Origin of the sequence: Comamonas resistens, from assembly GCF_030064165.1 — a bacterium.
Classification (GTDB): domain Bacteria; phylum Pseudomonadota; class Gammaproteobacteria; order Burkholderiales; family Burkholderiaceae_C; genus Comamonas; species Comamonas resistens.
Window position 1 is genome coordinate 984,513 of record NZ_CP125947.1, and the last position, 17,046, is coordinate 1,001,558.

Sequence of the window (17,046 nt, forward strand, 5' to 3'; positions counted from 1 at the left end):
CGTCAATGATTGCTCCCGAAATCCGTCAGGATAGAGTGAGTTTTGATATTTGTTGACACGATCAACAAAGGGTCATAGATTCTTTTCTGACATTTTGCACGGGAGAGCATCTTGAAGGGACAACGGATCGGGTACGTCCGGGTCAGCAGCTTCGATCAGAACCCGGAACGCCAGCTTGAGCAGACACAGGTGGACAAGGTGTTCACCGACAAGGCATCGGGCAAGGACATCCAGCGCCCAGAACTGGAAGCCCTGCTGGCCTTCGCCCGCGAGGGCGACACGGTGGTGGTGCATAGCATGGATCGTCTGGCGCGCAACCTCGATGACCTACGCCGTATGGTGCAGACGCTCACCAAGCGCGGGGTACGGATCGAATTCGTCAAGGAGTGCTTGACCTTCACCGGCGAGGACTCGCCGATGGCGAATCTGATGTTGTCGGTGATGGGCGCGTTCGCCGAGTTCGAGCGCGCCTTAATCCGTGAGCGGCAACGCGAGGGCATTGCGTTGGCCAAGCAGCGGGGCGCGTATCGTGGACGCAAGAAAGCACTGTCCCCTGAGCGCGCCTCCGAATTGCGTCATCGCGCCGAGGCTGGCGAACAGAAATCGAAGCTGGCCCGTGAGTTCGGCGTCAGTCGGGAAACCCTGTACCAATACCTGAAAGATGCCTGACGATGCCCCGCCGATCGATCCTGTCCGCCGCCGAGCGCGAAAGCCTGTTGGCGTTGCCGGACACCAAGGACGACCTGATCCGACATTACACATTCAGCGATACCGACTTCGCCATCATCCGGCAGCGGCGCGGCCCGGCCAACCGCCTGGGCTTCGCCGTGCAGCTTTGCTACCTGCGCTTTCCTGGCGTCATTCTTGGTGTCGATGAGGCGCCGTTTCCGCCCTTGCTGAAACTGGTCGCCGACCAGCTCAAGGTCGGCATTGAAAGCTGGGGCGAGTACGGGCAGCGGGAGCAGACCCGGCGCGAGCATCTGGTCGAACTGCAAACGGTATTCGGCTTCCAGCCCTTCACCATGAGCCACTACCGGCAGGCCGTCCACACGCTGACCGAGCTGGCCATGCAAACCGACAAGGGTATTGTGCTGGCCAGCGCCTTGGTCGAACATCTACGGCGGCAGTCGATCATTCTGCCCGCGCTCAACGCTATCGAGCGGGCGAGCGCCGAGGCGATCACCCGCGCCAACCGGCGCATCTACGATTCCTTGGCCGAACCGCTGTCGGACGCACATCGCCGCCGTCTCGACGACTTGCTCAAGCGCCGGGACAACGGCAAGACGACCTGGCTGGCCTGGCTACGCCAGTCACCGGTCAAGCCGAACTCGCGGCACATGCTCGAACACATCGAACGCCTCAAGGCGTGGCAGGCGCTCGATCTGCCTTCCGGCATCGAACGGTCGGTGCACCAGAACCGGCTGCTCAAGATCGCCCGCGAGGGCGGCCAGATGACGCCCGCTGACCTGGCCAAGTTCGAGCCGCAACGGCGCTCCGCGACCCTGGTGGCGCTCGCCATCGAGGGCATGGCCACCGTCACCGACGAAATCATCGACCTGCACGACCGCATCCTGGGCAAGCTGTTCAATGCCGCCAAGAACAAGCATCAGCAGCAGTTCCAGGCATCCGGCAAGGCGATCAACGCCAAGGTGCGGCTGTTCGGGCGCATCGGCCAGGCCCTGATCGAAGCCAAGCAAGCTGGCCGCGATCCGTTCGCCGCCATCGAGGCCGTCATGTCCTGGGACGCCTTCGCCGAGAGCGTCACCGAGGCGCAGAAACTCGCCCAACCCGAGGACTTCGATTTCCTGCACCGCATCGGCGAGAGCTACGCCACGCTGCGCCGCTACGCGCCGGAATTCCTTGCCGTGCTCAAGCTGCGGGCCGCGCCCGCCGCCAAGGACGTACTCGACGCCATCGAGGTGCTGCGCGGCATGAACAGCGACAACGCCCGCAAGGTGCCCGCCGACGCGCCGACCGACTTCATTAAGCCGCGCTGGCAGAAGCTGGTGATGACCGACGCCGGCATCGACCGGCGCTACTACGAGCTGTGCGCACTATCGGAACTCAAGAACGCGCTGCGCTCGGGCGACATCTGGGTGCAGGGATCGCGCCAGTTCAAGGACTTCGAGGACTACCTGGTGCCGCCCGCGAAATTCGCCAGCCTCAAGCTGGCCAGCGAATTGCCGCTGGCCGTGGCCACCGACTGCGACCAGTACCTGCATGAGCGGCTGACACTGCTGGAAACGCAACTTGTCACCGTCAACCGCATGGCAGCGGCCAATAACCTGCCGGATGCCATCATCACCGAGTCGGGCCTGAAGATCACGCCGCTCGATGCGGCGGTGCCCGACACCGCGCAGGCGTTGATCGACCAGACGGCGATGGTTCTGCCGCACGTCAAGATCACCGAACTGCTGCTGGAGGTGGACGAATGGACCGGTTTTACCCGTCACTTCGCGCACCTGAAGTCAGGCGACCTGGCCAAGGACAAGAATCTGCTGCTGACCACGATCCTGGCCGACGCGATCAACCTGGGCTTGACCAAAATGGCCGAGTCCTGCCCCGGCACGACCTACGCCAAGCTGGCCTGGCTACAAGCCTGGCACATCCGCGACGAAACCTACGGGGCGGCCCTGGCCGAGCTGGTCAACGCGCAGTTCCGCCATCCCTTTGCCGAGCACTGGGGCGACGGCACCACGTCATCGTCGGACGGTCAGAACTTCCGCACTGGCAGCAAGGCCGAGAGCACCGGCCACATCAACCCGAAATACGGCAGCAGCCCAGGGCGGACGTTCTATACCCACATCTCCGACCAGTACGCACCGTTCCACACCAAGGTAGTGAACGTCGGCGTGCGCGACTCGACCTACGTGCTCGACGGCCTGCTGTACCACGAATCCGACCTGCGCATCGAGGAACACTACACCGACACGGCCGGATTCACCGATCACGTCTTTGCGTTGATGCACCTGCTGGGCTTCCGCTTCGCCCCGCGCATCCGCGACCTGGGCGACACCAAGCTCTACATCCCGAAGGGCGATGCCGCCTATGAGGCGCTCAAGCCGATGATCGGCGGCACGCTCAATATCAAGCACGTCCGCGCCCATTGGGACGAAATCCTGCGGCTGGCCACCTCGATCAAGCAGGGCACGGTGACGGCCTCGCTGATGCTCCGAAAACTCGGCAGCTACCCGCGTCAGAACGGCTTGGCCGTGGCGCTGCGCGAGCTGGGACGCATCGAGCGCACCCTGTTCATCCTGGACTGGCTGCAAAGCGTCGAGCTGCGCCGCCGCGTGCATGCCGGGCTGAACAAAGGCGAGGCACGCAACGCGCTGGCCCGCGCCGTGTTCTTCAACCGCCTGGGTGAAATCCGCGACCGCAGTTTCGAGCAGCAACGCTATCGCGCTTCCGGCCTCAACCTGGTGACGGCGGCCATAGTGTTGTGGAATACGGTCTATCTGGAGCGGGCCGCGAACGCCTTGCGTGGCCATGGCCAGACCGTCGATGACGGGCTGTTGCAGTACCTTTCGCCGCTCGGCTGGGAGCACATCAACCTGACCGGCGATTACCTCTGGCGCAGCAGCGCCAAGATCGGCCCGGGCAAGTTCAGGCCATTGCGACCGTTGCAACCGGCTTAGCGTGCTTTATTTTCCGTTTTCTGAGGCGACCCCTGTAAGTGCAGTGATCAGGCCGTGAATTTGCAGTGCCAGTGCAGTAGTCGCCGAGGGGCTATGTAAAGACAGGGCCGCGTGCTTTGCTCGCTAGGAATGCTTCCCAAGCGTCTGTAACCGTCCCGCTCCCGCCTGAGTGGGCTATCCAGTGCTTGCGGTTGGCATCATCAAGTTGGATCCACCAATCTTCACGTGCCCGCTCGTAGGCGGTGGGCAGGTTTTCTGCCCAATCCGGTAATGGCAGATGTTGACCTGGTTGGAGGTACGCTCTAAAACAAGGAGTTGGTTCGCGCTTCATGCGTGTGGATCCTAGAGTTGTTGGTCGATGTGGAAAGCGGTCAAATTTTTAGCTTCTACCGGAAATTCAAACCCTCTTGTGAAGAGCTTGTTTGGCTTTTGACCTGGGATTTCTCGGTACACCAGCGGTACACCCACCAGTTCTATCGAACTCCATCAAACTTCGCTAACTTACTGTCACTAAAATACTTTTAGCTTCTGCAGGTTTCGGTGCACTTCGGTACACTTCCCTAGGCAAGCACAAACCTGCCGAAACTCATAATCCTTTGGTCGTCGGTTCAAGTCCGCCACGCCCTACCAATATTCATGAAAAGCCTGCTACCTAAACCGTAGCGGGCTTTTTTTTCGGGCTGATGGCGAAAAAATTCCGGATTTGGCCTGGAGCGTGTTCTTGCGCTGCTAGAATACAACCCTGTTGCGGCTGTAGCTCAGCTGGATAGAGTACTTGGCTACGAACCAAGGGGTCGTGGGTTCGATTCCTGCCAGCCGCACCAAAACGTCAATCCTCAGAATCGAAAGGTTCTGGGGATTTTTCGTTTCCAGGGCTCTGGTTTGATGTGTTCAAGCCTTGGGAATCAGCAGGGTGAAGGTGCTGCCCTGACCTGGCGCACTCTGGATTTGCAGCTGGCCGCCATGTCGCTCAGCGACGGTTCGCACAAAGGCCAGGCCCAGACCCACTCCGTCCATGCGCTGATGCTGTTGCAGGCGCTCGAACGGCTGGCTCAGGCGGGCCAGCGACGCGGCATCCATGCCTGAGCCATGGTCGCGCACGGCAAGGCCCCAGAAGGCGTCGTTGTCGATCAGGCTGCATTCCACTGTGGCTGTGGCTGTGGCTTTGGTGTCTGATGGTTTGCCGTACTTGATGGCGTTGCTCAGCAGGTTGATGGTGGCACGGTAGAGCAAGCCCGGGTCGCCGCGCACCATGGCTTCGGCTTCGGGGAGCTCGAATGCCAGCTTGACCTGCTGCTTCTGTGCAGCGGTCCAGCTGTCCGAGACGGCTTGATCGGCCAGCAAACCCAGGTCCAGCTCCTCGCTGCGGTAGCTCTGCTGCTGTGCACGGGCCAGATGGACAAAGTTGTCTGCAAGCTGCAAGGAAGACTGGGCATAGCCTTCGATGCGCGTGAACAGTTCTTTGTCAGCCTGCTGTGCCTGGCTGCCGCGCTGCATTTCCAGCAAGGTGATGATGGAGCCAATGGGGGCGCGTATGTCGTGCGAGATGAACTGCATGGCCTGGTCGCGCTGGGTCTGGGCGCTGCGCAGCTCGCTGATATCGACCAGCGTGATGAGCCAGCCTGAATTGGGCGGTGCATCGAAAGCTTGGCTCAACAGCATCAGATTGCGGCCCTGAGCATCTCTGCCTTCGCTTTGCCTGGGCAAGCTGGATTGCAGCATCTCGGATCGCTGCAGCAGCGAGGTACGCTTGGCTGGCTGGCCGCTGGGTGATGCAGCCGGTTCCGCGCTACTTAGATTCGCCAGCAGGCTGACCAGGTCATCGCCTGTTTGCAGCGTGATTCCCAGGCTTGCGACATAGGCATGGGCTGCGGTATTGGCCAGCAGCACCCGGCCGTTGCGGTCGCAGACAAAGGTGGCAGATGGCAGCTGACGCAAGCTCTCACTGACGAAATGGTGCAAAGAGCGCAGCTGGCGTGAGGCTTGTTCCACCGCCGCGATGCGCTGATCCAGCACATCGCCGGTCAGCACATTGGCGTTGCTGATGGGCAGGCCCTGGCCTTGCAGGTCTTGCAGCTCCAATGCCAGAAAATGGGTGGCCGAGCGCAGGCGCAGCCAGCTCCAGAGCGGATAGGCCAGCGCTAGTCCCAGCAAGGCCGCAGCCGGCTCGGTTTGAATATGTCCCCAGCGCGGCGCAAGGCCTGCAGTCAGCAGGACAAGCGCTGCCAGACCTGCGCATGCCAGCAGACCACCGGAGGGGCCGAACCAGGCCAGACCCAGCAGGGCCAGCAGCACGGGCAGCAGGTTGAGAGCGCGGTTCCAGGGAGTGGAAGCAGGTTCCAGATGCAGGTGCAGCTGGATGCCGCTGAGCACATGGCCCAGCATTTCCACATTCGAGATCAGCCGTGCGCCAAAGCCCACGGGGGCCGTGAATTTTTCTCCCAGCCCGGCTGCCGTGGCGCCTATCAGCACATATTTGCCACGGAAAGCAGCGGCGGGAATATTGCCGCGCAGCACATCGATATACGAGTAGGTGGTGAAGGGAGAGCTGCCTTGCGATTCCTGCTCTTTTTGCGGTGCGGCGAAGGCCAGGATTTCAGGCTGCAGCTGCAACCATTGATGATCTGCTGCATCGGCTGCAGAAGCAGAGGCCGGTGCGATGCAGGCTGCGCCTGTTTCGGCCACGCAATGCAGGCTCAGCGCCATATGCCACTGCAGTGCGTCCCTGGGGCCTTCGATGGCGTTGAAGCGGCGCACCACGCCATCGGCATCCACCGGCATCTGGGTGTGGCCGACAGCGGCGGCAGCCTGGCGCAGGCTGGGCAGCGGCTCATTGAGCCTGCCCGCTGCACTGCGGCTGACGGGCAGCACGGTGCGGCCGTTTTTTTGCAGGGCGCGCTGCAGCAGCAGGTCGTCGCCGGGGTAGTCCAGGTCCTCTTCGCTGAAGACAATGTCCATGCCGATGGCGCGGGGCTGGCCTGCCGTGATGCGGTCAGTCACCGCCGCATGCAGAGCGCGGCGCCAGGGCCAGCGGCCTATGGCGTCTATGCTGTGGTCGTCGATGGCGACGATGACGATGTCGGCAGACGCCGGGCGCTGATGGAGCCAGGCCGAGGTGTCCTGCAGAGCGCCGTTGAATCGCGTGAGCTGCTTGGGTCCACTCAATACATAGACCAGGGTCAGCAAGAAGGCGCTGAGCAGCAACCAGCTGTAGCGCAGCTTTTGCGGTTTGCGGGTCGTGGCCTCAGGCATGAGGCGGGCCTGCCGATATGCTCATCAATGCATAGCTGCTTGCGCATGCCATGCATTGAGTTGAGATGAAAAGCGTATGAAGTTCTGCAGTCATCATGCGCTAGATGCTCACATTTTTATTGACGCATCAGGCGTACACCATCGCCGGATGACAGCGTCTGTCCGTCACCTGTGGTGACCCAGTTGCCCGTCTGGAACTGGCGTGCGGGTGTGAAATTGCTGCGCAGGCCGTTGCGGTCTTCCACCTGCATCTGCAGGTAGTAGTGACCGGGCGCGAGATCCTGGGTGGCCCATTGCGGCTCGGTCAGCCAGGTGTCGACCACGGGCTGCGCAAAGCCGGCATCCTGGGCGACCACGATGTGATAGCGATGTCCTTCCTCGCCGGCCCAACGAATATTGCGGCTGCCTTCACCGGCGGCGCCGTCGAGTTGCAGCTCGGGCGAGCGTGGGGCTTCGGCCAGTTTCATGCGCTGTGCGGGGGCGAAGGGGCCAGGGTCCAGCTTGCCATCGGCCAGCGTGCGGATGCTGGCCGCCCGCCACAGATAGTCGCCCACGGGCAGTTGGGCCAGCGTTTGAGCGGGCAGGCTGCAGTCCTGCAGCAGATTGGCATCGATGAGTGGTTGGGCAAAGTCGCTGTCAGCCGGGGCGACCTGAATGCGGTAGGCCGATGCCTGATTGACCTTGGTGCACTCCAGGCCGCGCTGACTCAGGCCGACCACGGCATCGGGCTCGGGCGATTCATACAACGGCGGCACGGGCGTGGCCTTGACACGCAGGCTGTGCGTGCTGCGTGCTGCGTGCGCCGGGAATGCCGTTGGCATCTATGGCACGGATGGAGACCAGGTAGTCGCCATCGGCGACGCCGGTCAGGCGGGCGGGCGATTGCTGGAAAATGCCGCCACGCACGACCTGATTCAAGTCCTTTTTGGCGTCCTTTTGCTCAGCCAGTTGGATCTGATAGCGCACGGCGCCTGCCATGGTCGGCAGAGGCAGGCTGACCCAGCTGGCATCTTCGGCCAGAGCGGGCCAGGAAGCGATGTCCGGTGCGGGCAGCATCTTGGTGGCTTTGCCCAGCTTGCCGTCGGCAGACACTGCCACGCCTTGGCCGGGTTTGAGCAGGGTGGAGGGCTGGCCGGACTGCACGGCCACCGAGCCTTCGTCCACGGCGGCCGCTGTCTGGCCCTGGGCATCGGTCAGCACCAGAAACTGGGTGCCGCGTACGCTGGTGGATGCTGCCGGAGTGCGGATCTCAAAACGGCGCTCGCGCTCAGACTGGGCCTGTTGGGTGACAGAGGCTTCAACGCCGCCCTCGCGCAGGTCCAGCACAGACTGTAAGGAGCCAGCGCGGCCCTTGCGGCGCATCTGGCGCAGTTGCACATCGGACTCGGACTGCACGCGCACCAGCGATCCATCAGCCAGACGTACGGAGACAAAGCCGTTGGCCGGGACCTTGAGCGAATCGCCTTCCTGCAGCAACTGGCCTTTTTGCACAGGCTGGCTGTCTGCCGCGGGCGAAGCCGCGGCTTCGGTGTCGGCCAGGTGGTTGAGCGAACGGCTGCTGCGCACATCGCCCTGTACAAACTCCACCGACGCCGCTGCGGCGCGCAGCAGCCTGGTGGGGATCTCCAGCATGGAGCCCGGGCGCAGCCGCAGGGGGTCCTGTACGCGGTTATGGCTTTGCAGCGCTGTCCAGCGGGTGTGGTCGCCCAGGTAGCGTGCTGCCAGCTGTTCCAGCGTATCGCCTGTCGTGACCCGGTGCTCCAGCACATCGCCCTTCGGTGATGCAGGGCGAATCTGCGCCGTTGCCTGGCCTGCCAGGGCCATACCGGCGGCGCCGGTACAGGCCAGTACTACCTGCATGCCAGACAGTGGCTTGCGGGAGTTGTGGGGCGGCTGAACATGGAGGCAGATGGGCATAAGGCGTAGATGGGGTATGCGCTATGAGCTATGAAAAAAGGAAATCAGCTGGAGCTGGGCGTGGGCTGTGTTTCGGCTTCCGGCACATCGAGGCGGTAGCCATAGCCATAGATGGCGGAGATGGAGTAAGGCTGTCCGGCGCGCAGATTGAGCAGATTGCGCAGGCGCGAAACATGGGTGTCCAGAGAGCGTGATTGCACCTCGGAGTTATGGCCCCAGACCACTTCGCGCAGATGATCGCGAGAGAGCAGACGGCCCTGGTTCTGGAACAGGGTCAGCGCCAATGTGTATTCGCGGTGGGTGACTTCCACGGGCTGGCCATCCATCTCGATGCCGTTGGTGGCAGTGATGAAACGGTAGGGGCCGAAATTCAGCACGCTCTGGGAGGTCAGCGGATAGGCACGGCGCAGCAGAGCCGACATGCGCGCCCGCAGCTCGGCCGCGCGGATGGGCTTGATCATGAAATCGTCGGCCCCGCAGTTCAGACCTTCGACAATGTCGGCCTCTTCGCTGCGGTGGGTGATGAAGATGATGGGCAGCTCCTTGCTGATCTGCTCACGCACCCAGTGCACGACCTGCGTGCCGGGAATGTCGGGCAATTCCCAGTCCACCAGCAACAGGTCAAAGCTTTCACGGCGCAGCGCCTGCTGCAAGGCCGCTCCTTTGAGAAAGTTGTGGCAGCTGTGACCGGCTTCCGTCACGACCTGCTCCAACAGCTGCAGTTGCAGGGCATCGTCATCCAAGGCGGCGATACGCATGTGTCATTCCTTTTAAGGACTTACGCAAACAAGCCGGGCGTCGCCGAGCCGGGCCGCCGCTGCGGGTGTGCCAAGACGGCTGTCTTGAAACAAAGCTCCTGCCTGAATCTGGTTTGCGTAAGTCATGCTTTTGTCCGAAGGATTTCATCCTCTCACAACCCGTATTGCGGTCGGCGGGCTGGTTCTCATTGTGCTGCGCCCAGTGTTTACTGTTCGGCAGCTTCGCGCAGTTGCTCCAGGGCTTGTATCACCTGCTCGTCCTGTACGCCATCCACGGCTTGCAGACGGGGCTTCAGAGTGGACAGGGCCGCCGCGCCTTCACGCTGCAACTGCGCAATGCTCTGGCCGGCTTCCTTGGGGGCTGCAAAGCCCTGGCTTTGCAGCAGCAGTTGACCATCGGCGGCCACCAGCTTGAAGTAGAACTGGCCATCGGCTTCGCGGTATTGCTTGAACTGGGGCAGCGATGCCTTGACTGCCTTGACCTTGGCCTTTTGCGCCTGGGCCAGATTGCGGATGCCCACGGCGCTGCGCAGCTGCTGCACGAAAGGCGTTGCCAGCTTGCGGGCCTTGGCGGCGCCCGCCTGCAGGATTTCCTCAAGCTCGGCGGGGTGGGTGATCAGGTATTCATAGCGCTCGCGCATGGGCGCGATTTCGCGGTCTATGCGCTCGAACAGCATCTGCTTGGCGTCGCCCCAGGCAATGCCGTCGGCATATTGCTGGCGCAGGGCGGCGGTTTCCTCTTCGCTGGCAAAGGCCTGGTAGATCTGGAACAGGGCCGAGCCTTCGACCTCCTTGGGCTCGCCGGGTGCGCGTGAGTCGGTGGTGATGCTGTTGATGAGCTTTTTGAGCTGTTCGCGCGGCGCAAACAGAGGAATCGTGTTGTTGTAGCTCTTGCTCATCTTGCGGCCATCGAGGCCGGGCAGGGTGGCGACGGATTCTTCCACCACGGCTTCGGGCAGCGTGAAGTAGTCGCTGCCATAGATGTGGTTGAAGCTGGACGCCATATCGCGCGCCATCTCCAGGTGCTGCACCTGGTCGCGGCCCACAGGGACCTTGTGGGCGTTGAAGATCAGAATGTCGGCACCCATGAGCACGGGGTACATGAACAGACCGGCTGTCACGCCGTCATCGGGCTCGGCACCCGAGGCATTGTTCTTGTCCACGGCAGCCTTGTAGGCGTGGGCGCGGTTGAGCAGGCCTTTGCCGGTCACGCATGTCAGAAACCAGGTCAGCTCGGGAATCTCGGGGATGTCCGACTGGCGGTAGAAGGTCACATGCTCGGGGTCCAGCCCTGCGGCCAGCCAGCTGGCGGCAATCTCGATGGTGGAGCGTTGCACGCGATCCGGGTCCTGGCTCTTGATCAGCGCATGGTAGTCGGCCAGAAAGTAGAAGTTCTCCACCTTCTTGTCGCGGCTGGCCGCGATGGCGGGGCGCATCATGCCTGCGTAGTTGCCCAGGTGCGGAGTGCCGCTGGGGGTGATGCCAGTCAGAAAACGGGTAGTGCTCATAGGATCCACAGCAAATGTCGGTAACGGTCTGCAGCGTCGGTGTCAGCGCAGCAAGGCCATGAAGGGGTAGAGAATCAGGTCGATGGCCGAATAGCCCAGGCTCATCAGCGGGCGCAGCCAGTAACTGCCCACCACACCGGCAATCACCAGTGCCATGACGATGAAAAAGCCATAGGGCTCCACGCGGGCCACGGCCTGTGCCTGCTTCCAGGGCAAAAGACCGACGAGGATACGGCCCCCATCGAGCGGGGGCAGCGGAAACAGGTTGAAGGCCCACATCACCAGGTTGACCATGATGCCAGCGCGGCACATCTCGAGGAAAAAGCGCTCGTGCAGGCCCAGCCCCACCAGCAGCACCAGCATCAGGGCCCAGAAGATGGCCTGCACGAAATTGGAGGCTGGACCGGCCAGCGCCACCCAGATCATGTCCCGCTTGGGATGGCGCAAATGGTCGAAGCGCACGGGTACGGGCTTGGCATAGCCGAACAGAAAAGCCCCAGACGTGGCGAAGTACAGCAGCAGCGGCATCAAGATGGTGCCGATGGGGTCGATATGCTTGATGGGGTTGAGCGTGATGCGCCCCATCATGGCCGCCGTGTTGTCGCCAAAGTGACGTGCGGCATAACCGTGTGCTGCCTCATGGATGGTGATGGCAAACAGCACGGGCAGGGCGTAGATCAGTACGGTCTGTATGAGTTCTTGGATTTCCACGGATGGATTGTCTCAGACCAGAGGCCCAAGTGCAGAGGATGCCGGCGAAGCTGAGGCAAGCACTTAGTTGTGTTGTTCACGGATTGTTGCAAAATGCAACGAAAACCGGTCATTGACACTGGAGACAAAGTTAGGAATCCATCGTGGGAATTTTTGCAAGACTGCCCATCAGCATGCGGCTGGTGATCGTATTTGGTTCCATCGGCATGCTGATGCTGATCCTGATGGCCATGGTTTCGAGTTCGCTGTCAGCGGTAGATGCAAGTTTGCAAGCAGGGGCGCTGCAGCCTGCCCAGATGCAGGACTTGTTGGCGGATGTGCACAGCACGCGCTGGTGGGCTTTGGGATTGGGAGGAGTGGTGTGCGCGGTCTGTGTAGTGGCGTGGTTTAGCCTGCGCAGAGGTATCGTGCAGCCGCTGCAGCAGGCCATCCTGATTGCGGAGACGGTGGCTTCCGGCGACCTGAGCCAGGAATTCTCCTCCGACATCCAGGGCGACTTTGGCCGTCTGTTGACAGCCCTGGGCACCATGGAAGACACATTGACCGAACTGGTGGGGCGCATCAAGCAGTCGACCGATGCCATCAGCGTGTCGGCCGGTGAAATCGATGCCGGCAATGACAATCTCTCCAGCCGTACGCAGGCCCAGGTCAGCGCCCTGACCGAAACAGCTGCGAGCATGGAGCAGCTCACGGCGACCGTGCGGCAGAACGCAGAGCGTGCGCATTCGGCCAGCTCTCTGGCTGTCTCTGCGTCGGCGCGTGCCGAGCGGGGTGGCGAGGTGGTCGGCCAGGTGGTGCACACCATGGATGCGATCAGCGGCAGTTCACGCAGGATCGTGGACATCATCCAGGTCATAGAAGGCATTGCCTTCCAGACCAATATCCTGGCCCTGAATGCAGCGGTGGAAGCGGCTCGCGCCGGTGAGCAGGGGCGTGGTTTTGCCGTGGTAGCCAGCGAAGTGCGTTCGTTGGCCCAGCGCAGCGGCGAGGCCGCCAAGGAAATCAAGGAGCTGATTCATGCCAGCGTCAGCCAGGTGCAAAGCGGTGCCGGGCTGGTGAGTCAGGCAGGCAGCACCATGCAGGACATCATGCAGGCGGCCGGGCAGGTCAGTGGTCTGTTGGGAGAGATCTCGCATGCACTGCAGGAGCAAAGCGAAGGCATTGCCCATGTGAACATGGCCGTAGCGCATATGGATAGCACCAACCAGGAAAACGCCGTGCTGGTGCAGCAGGCCACGCAGGCTGCGGGCGAACTCAATGCGCGAACGCAAGATCTGCAGCAGGCCGTGGGTGCCTTCAAGCTGGACGACGACGAAATGCCGGCCTTGGTGCCTGCTGCCTTCGCTGTTCCAGCTGTGCGACATGGCTTCAGCACGCGACCGGCCATGCAGAAAAGCCGAGAGCTGGAGTACGAAGAGGCGTGATCTAGCGGCTCTGGTTGAACAAGCTGCCGATCATCAGTGCGGTAAAGCCAAGGTGCATGCAGATGGCAATACCCAGCACGATGCGACGGAGCTTTTGGGAGTCATCGGCTGCGGCGTACAGGCCTGGCGCAACATGGAATCTCTTGCCCTTGGCATAGGCATGGATGGCCCAACAGGTCCAGGCCGTGGCAATGGCGTAAATCAAGCCGAAATGCGTGCTGGGCATGGAGACAAGGGCCGTCACCGCCGCCAAGGTGCAAATGCCCGAAATCAGCAGTGGCCAGCGAGCCTGGACAAAGTCAAGGTTTGCGATCGGCGCCGGGGTTGGCCCGCTCATTGCGCTTGCAGGCCCAGGGACGTGAGACTGCCCAGGCCCTGGCGCACCAGGGCAGGAGGATTGTTGGCCGCCATGGGTGTCAGGTCCAGCACCGTGGTGGGTTCGCTGGGGCAGGCCCCGGAATCGACCACGGCATCCAGCTCATGAGGGAAGCGTTCCAGGATTGCTTCGGCATCGTTGAGAGGCTCGGTCTCACCGGGTGCAATCAGCGTGGTGGCCAGCAAAGGCTCGCCCAGTTCATCGAGCAGCAACTGCAGGCCCTTGCGGTTGGGGACGCGCAGGCCAATCGTCTTGCGTGAAGGGTGGCTCAATCGCTTGGGCACTTCCTTGCTGGCTTCCAGGATAAAAGTGTAGGGGCCGGGTGTGGCCAGCTTCAGCAGGCGGTACTGACGGTTGTCCACCCGTGCATAGTTGGCCAGCTCCGACAGGTCGCGGCACAGCAGGGTCAGGTGGTGCTTGTCATTGATCTGGCGGATGCGGCGCAGCCTGTCCACGGCGTTCTTGTCGTCGAGGTGGCAGACCAGGGCATAGCTTGAATCCGTGGGGACAGCCATGATGGCACCCTTGCGCAGCATCTCGGCCGCCTGCTTGATGATGCGGGGCTGAGGATTTTCTGGATAGACTTCAAAGACGGTCGTCATATGATTCCTTGTCGTTGTCAGGCGCGCTGTATGCGTTCTTGCAGCAGTTCCCACACGGGCGTCAGATGCGCAGGCAGATAAGGCAGCTCGCCCAGGTCGATCTGGGATTCATCGGGGCTGTGGAAATCGCTGCCGCGCGAGGCTGCCAGCTCAAACTCCCGCGCCATATCGGCATAGGTCAGATATTCGGCTGGGCGGTGGCTGCCGGTGATGACTTCCACGCCTTGCCCACCCAGCTGCTTGAACTCCGAAAACAGTGCGTACTCCAGATTGGGGCTGAAGTCATAGCGCGCCGGGTGGGCGATCACGGCAACGCCCCCTGCATTGGTGATCCAGTGCACGGCATCGCGCAGACTGGCCCAGGTATGGGGCACATAGCCGGGCTTGCCTTCCGTCAGGTAGCGGCGAAATACCTCATAGGTATCGCTGCAGACGCCGGTTTCCACCAGATAGCGGGCGAAGTGGGTGCGCGAGATCAGCTCGGGGTTGCCCGCGTGGCGCAGGGCACCTTCGTAGGCTCCTGCAATCCCTGACAGCTCCAGCTGTCTGGCCATTTCACGGGCTCTGGGGCCACGGCCATTGCGGGTGTCGTACAGGCCCTGAGTGAGGGCAGCGTCATCAGCGTCAAAGCCCAGACCCACGATGTGCACCGTGCTGCCGGCAAAACTGACCGAGATCTCCGTGCCGGTCAGATAGTCCATCCCCGCTGCGCGCGCTGCGTCTGAAGCGCGGTGCTGGCCTCCAACCTCATCATGGTCGGTCAGCGACCACAGTTCCACACCGCGTGCAGCGGCGCGCTGGGCCAGTTGTTCGGGCGTCAGCGTTCCGTCGGAGACGACAGAGTGACAGTGCAGGTCGGCGTTGAGATAGGTTTGAGGCACGGCTTCATTGTAGGCCGGGCCTCGGACCAAGGGTTTGCAGCAGCGGGCTCAACTTTTGCGCAAATGCGTCGAAAAGCTATCAGCGCGCGTGGCCCTGTGCTCGGATGAGCTGGCACTTTGGGTTTGCGCAGATGTTGATGAGGTCAAACTTTCATGAGATTGAATCAGTTCTCGGTGACCCAAAAGTTGTGGTCCCTGGTCGGGTGTCTGCTGGCGGGGCTGCTATTGGTTACGGCAGGCAGTCTTTTCTATCTGAACGGCGTCTCTGCAGGCATTGCCCTGCAGGTGCAGCAGGCACAGCAGGTGGCAAGCCTGGCCAGCGAGTGGCGGCACCTGACGGAGCTCAGTGTGGATCGTTCCATCGTGGCTGCTATTTCGACCGAGGAGAATCTGGTCGAGCAGCAGCGCAAGCTGATGACCGATGGTATTGCCCGCATCAACGAGCTGCAAAAGCAGGTGACCGATCTGGCCCAGGACGATGCCTCGCGCAAATCGCTGGAGCAGGTGGCGCAGTGGCGCAGCAAGACGCTGCAGGCCAACAGCGCCGTGCAAAAGGCCCGCAGTGAAAGCGACTTCGCCACAGCCTATGACATTGTGGAAAAGCAGCTGCGCCCGGCAGCGCTTGATTACATGGGGGCACAGCAGGCATTTGTGAAACTGCAGGAGCAGCGACGCAACCAGGCTGTGCTCAACGGTGAAAGCAGCCAGAGGAATGCCTATGTGGTGATTGCCGTGGTCTGCAGCATCATCGTGCTGTTGGGTCTGGTGACGGCCACCTTGATTCTTCGCACCATCACCAGCCCCCTGCACGAGGCCGTGGCCCTGGCGGACCGCATTGCCGAAGGTGACCTGACGGCCAAGGTGGCCATCAATCGTCATGATGAACTGGGACGTTTGCTGGGCTCCCTCAATGCCATGACCGAACGTCTGCGCTCGGTGGTAGGGGAAGTCCGCTCCGGCGTGGATTCCGTGTCCACCGCTTCGGGCGAGATCGCCACAGGCAACCAGGACCTGTCGGCGCGTACCGAGCAGACTGCCGCCAATCTGGAAGAGACCGCTGCCAGCATGGAGCAGCTGACCGCTACGGTGAGCCAGTCTGCCGACACGGCCCGTCAGGCCAATCAGCTGGCCGCCACGGCCGCCCAGGCTGCCGAACAAGGCGGTACGGTGGTTCAGCAGGTGGTGCAGAGCATGCAGCAGATCACCGACAGCAGCCGCAAGATTGCCGACATCATTGGCGTGATCGATTCCATTGCTTTCCAGACCAATATCCTGGCCTTGAATGCCGCAGTGGAAGCGGCCCGTGCCGGCGAGCAAGGGCGTGGCTTTGCCGTGGTGGCTGGCGAAGTGCGTGCACTGGCCGGGCGTTCGGCCGAAGCTGCCAAGGAAATCAAGCAACTGATCACTACCAGCGTGGATAACGTGCAGTCGGGCTCCCAGCAGGTGGAGCAGGCGGGGCGCAGCATGGACGAGATCGTGGCCAGCGTGCGCCGCGTCAGCGACCTGATTGGCGAGATCACGGCCTCGTCCACCGAGCAGCGTGACGGCATCAACCAGGTCAATCAGGCCGTGAGCAATCTCGATCAGATGACGCAGCAGAACGCTGCTTTGGTCGAAGAGTCGAGTGCGGCGGCCATGGCACTGCAAGAACAGGCCAGCCGTCTGTCGCAAGTCGTCTCGGTTTTCAGAATTGGCCATCAGGAGCAGTTCAAACAGGCTGCTCCCCGGCTGGCTCCCGTTTCGGTGTCCGCTGCAGTATCAGTGGCCAAGCCCGCACAGGCTGCGTTGCGGACCCCAGCCAAGACGGCTGCTGCAGCGAGTCCTGCACTGGCTGCCAGTGTCAGCAGGGGCAAGACTGCCGACAGCTCAGCGAAGGCTTCAGATGATGAGTGGGAAACATTCTGAACTGGCTTGCAGGAGCTGATATGGAGCCGGCTTGCAAATGACAAGGAAGAGCTGCGGCGCAAAAGCCGATGTAG

At 62.0% G+C, this 17,046-nt stretch carries 11 protein-coding genes, 1 tRNA gene and 1 pseudogene; 5 read left to right on the forward strand and 8 right to left on the reverse strand.

Annotation, left to right across the window (positions count from 1 at the left end; all coding sequences use genetic code 11):
• Nucleotides 1-111 precede the first annotated feature (111 nt).
• The 3 genes from QMY55_RS04505 to QMY55_RS04515 all read left to right on the forward strand — a co-directional run bounded on the left by QMY55_RS04505 (nucleotide 112) and on the right by QMY55_RS04515 (nucleotide 4,462).
• Entirely contained in the window at nucleotides 112-669 is a 558-nt protein-coding gene (locus QMY55_RS04505; RefSeq protein ID WP_029306731.1) for a recombinase family protein, read from the forward strand.
• A 2-nt stretch (nucleotides 670-671) separates the two neighbouring features.
• Nucleotides 672-3,638 (forward strand): Tn3 family transposase, encoded by a 2,967-nt coding sequence (locus tag QMY55_RS04510; RefSeq protein WP_031943241.1) that lies wholly within the window; start codon nucleotides 672-674, stop codon nucleotides 3,636-3,638.
• A gap of 747 nt (nucleotides 3,639-4,385) precedes the next feature.
• Nucleotides 4,386-4,462 (forward strand) — tRNA-Arg (locus tag QMY55_RS04515).
• A 67-nt stretch (nucleotides 4,463-4,529) separates the two neighbouring features.
• Here QMY55_RS04515 and QMY55_RS04520 read toward each other — a convergent pair.
• From QMY55_RS04520 to QMY55_RS04545, 5 genes and pseudogenes are all read right to left on the reverse strand, one after another.
• Nucleotides 4,530-6,890: a CHASE2 and HATPase_c domain-containing protein gene (locus QMY55_RS04520; RefSeq protein WP_283487486.1), complete on the reverse strand. Its 2,361-nt coding sequence runs from the start codon at nucleotides 6,888-6,890 to the stop codon at nucleotides 4,530-4,532.
• A 116-nt stretch (nucleotides 6,891-7,006) separates the two neighbouring features.
• Nucleotides 7,007-8,750: pseudogene (locus QMY55_RS24815) on the reverse strand (FecR domain-containing protein).
• Nucleotides 8,751-8,851: 101 nt separating this feature from the next.
• Nucleotides 8,852-9,565, reverse strand: coding sequence for a response regulator transcription factor (locus tag QMY55_RS04535; RefSeq protein ID WP_283487489.1), 714 nt, complete (start codon nucleotides 9,563-9,565; stop codon nucleotides 8,852-8,854).
• A 206-nt stretch (nucleotides 9,566-9,771) separates the two neighbouring features.
• Nucleotides 9,772-11,073 (reverse strand): tryptophan--tRNA ligase, encoded by a 1,302-nt coding sequence (locus QMY55_RS04540; protein ID WP_283487490.1) that lies wholly within the window; start codon nucleotides 11,071-11,073, stop codon nucleotides 9,772-9,774.
• Nucleotides 11,074-11,115: 42 nt separating this feature from the next.
• Nucleotides 11,116-11,784 (reverse strand): site-2 protease family protein, encoded by a 669-nt coding sequence (locus QMY55_RS04545; RefSeq protein ID WP_283487491.1) that lies wholly within the window; start codon nucleotides 11,782-11,784, stop codon nucleotides 11,116-11,118.
• A 161-nt stretch (nucleotides 11,785-11,945) separates the two neighbouring features.
• On the opposite strand from QMY55_RS04545, the gene QMY55_RS04550 reads away from it, so the two are divergent.
• Nucleotides 11,946-13,208 (forward strand): methyl-accepting chemotaxis protein, encoded by a 1,263-nt coding sequence (locus tag QMY55_RS04550; RefSeq protein WP_407650684.1) that lies wholly within the window; start codon nucleotides 11,946-11,948, stop codon nucleotides 13,206-13,208.
• Nucleotide 13,209: 1 nt separating this feature from the next.
• On the opposite strand, the gene QMY55_RS04555 is transcribed toward QMY55_RS04550, so the two are convergent.
• From QMY55_RS04555 to QMY55_RS04565, 3 genes are read right to left on the reverse strand one after another with little or no spacing between them, the layout of a single operon-like run.
• On the reverse strand, nucleotides 13,210-13,545 hold the full coding sequence (locus QMY55_RS04555) for a hypothetical protein (protein WP_283487492.1): 336 nt from the start codon (nucleotides 13,543-13,545) through the stop codon (nucleotides 13,210-13,212).
• The gene (locus tag QMY55_RS04560) at nucleotides 13,542-14,186 is read right to left on the reverse strand and encodes an L-threonylcarbamoyladenylate synthase (RefSeq protein WP_283487493.1); all 645 of its coding nucleotides are present in this window, start codon (nucleotides 14,184-14,186) and stop codon (nucleotides 13,542-13,544) included. Before QMY55_RS04560 ends, QMY55_RS04555 begins: the two co-directional genes overlap by 4 nt.
• A 17-nt stretch (nucleotides 14,187-14,203) precedes the next feature.
• Nucleotides 14,204-15,067 (reverse strand): 3',5'-nucleoside bisphosphate phosphatase, encoded by an 864-nt coding sequence (locus QMY55_RS04565; RefSeq protein WP_283487494.1) that lies wholly within the window; start codon nucleotides 15,065-15,067, stop codon nucleotides 14,204-14,206.
• Nucleotides 15,068-15,220: 153 nt separating this feature from the next.
• On the opposite strand from QMY55_RS04565, the gene QMY55_RS04570 reads away from it, so the two are divergent.
• Nucleotides 15,221-16,972, forward strand: coding sequence for a methyl-accepting chemotaxis protein (locus tag QMY55_RS04570; RefSeq protein ID WP_283487495.1), 1,752 nt, complete (start codon nucleotides 15,221-15,223; stop codon nucleotides 16,970-16,972).
• The last annotated feature ends 74 nt before the right edge of the window (nucleotides 16,973-17,046 follow it).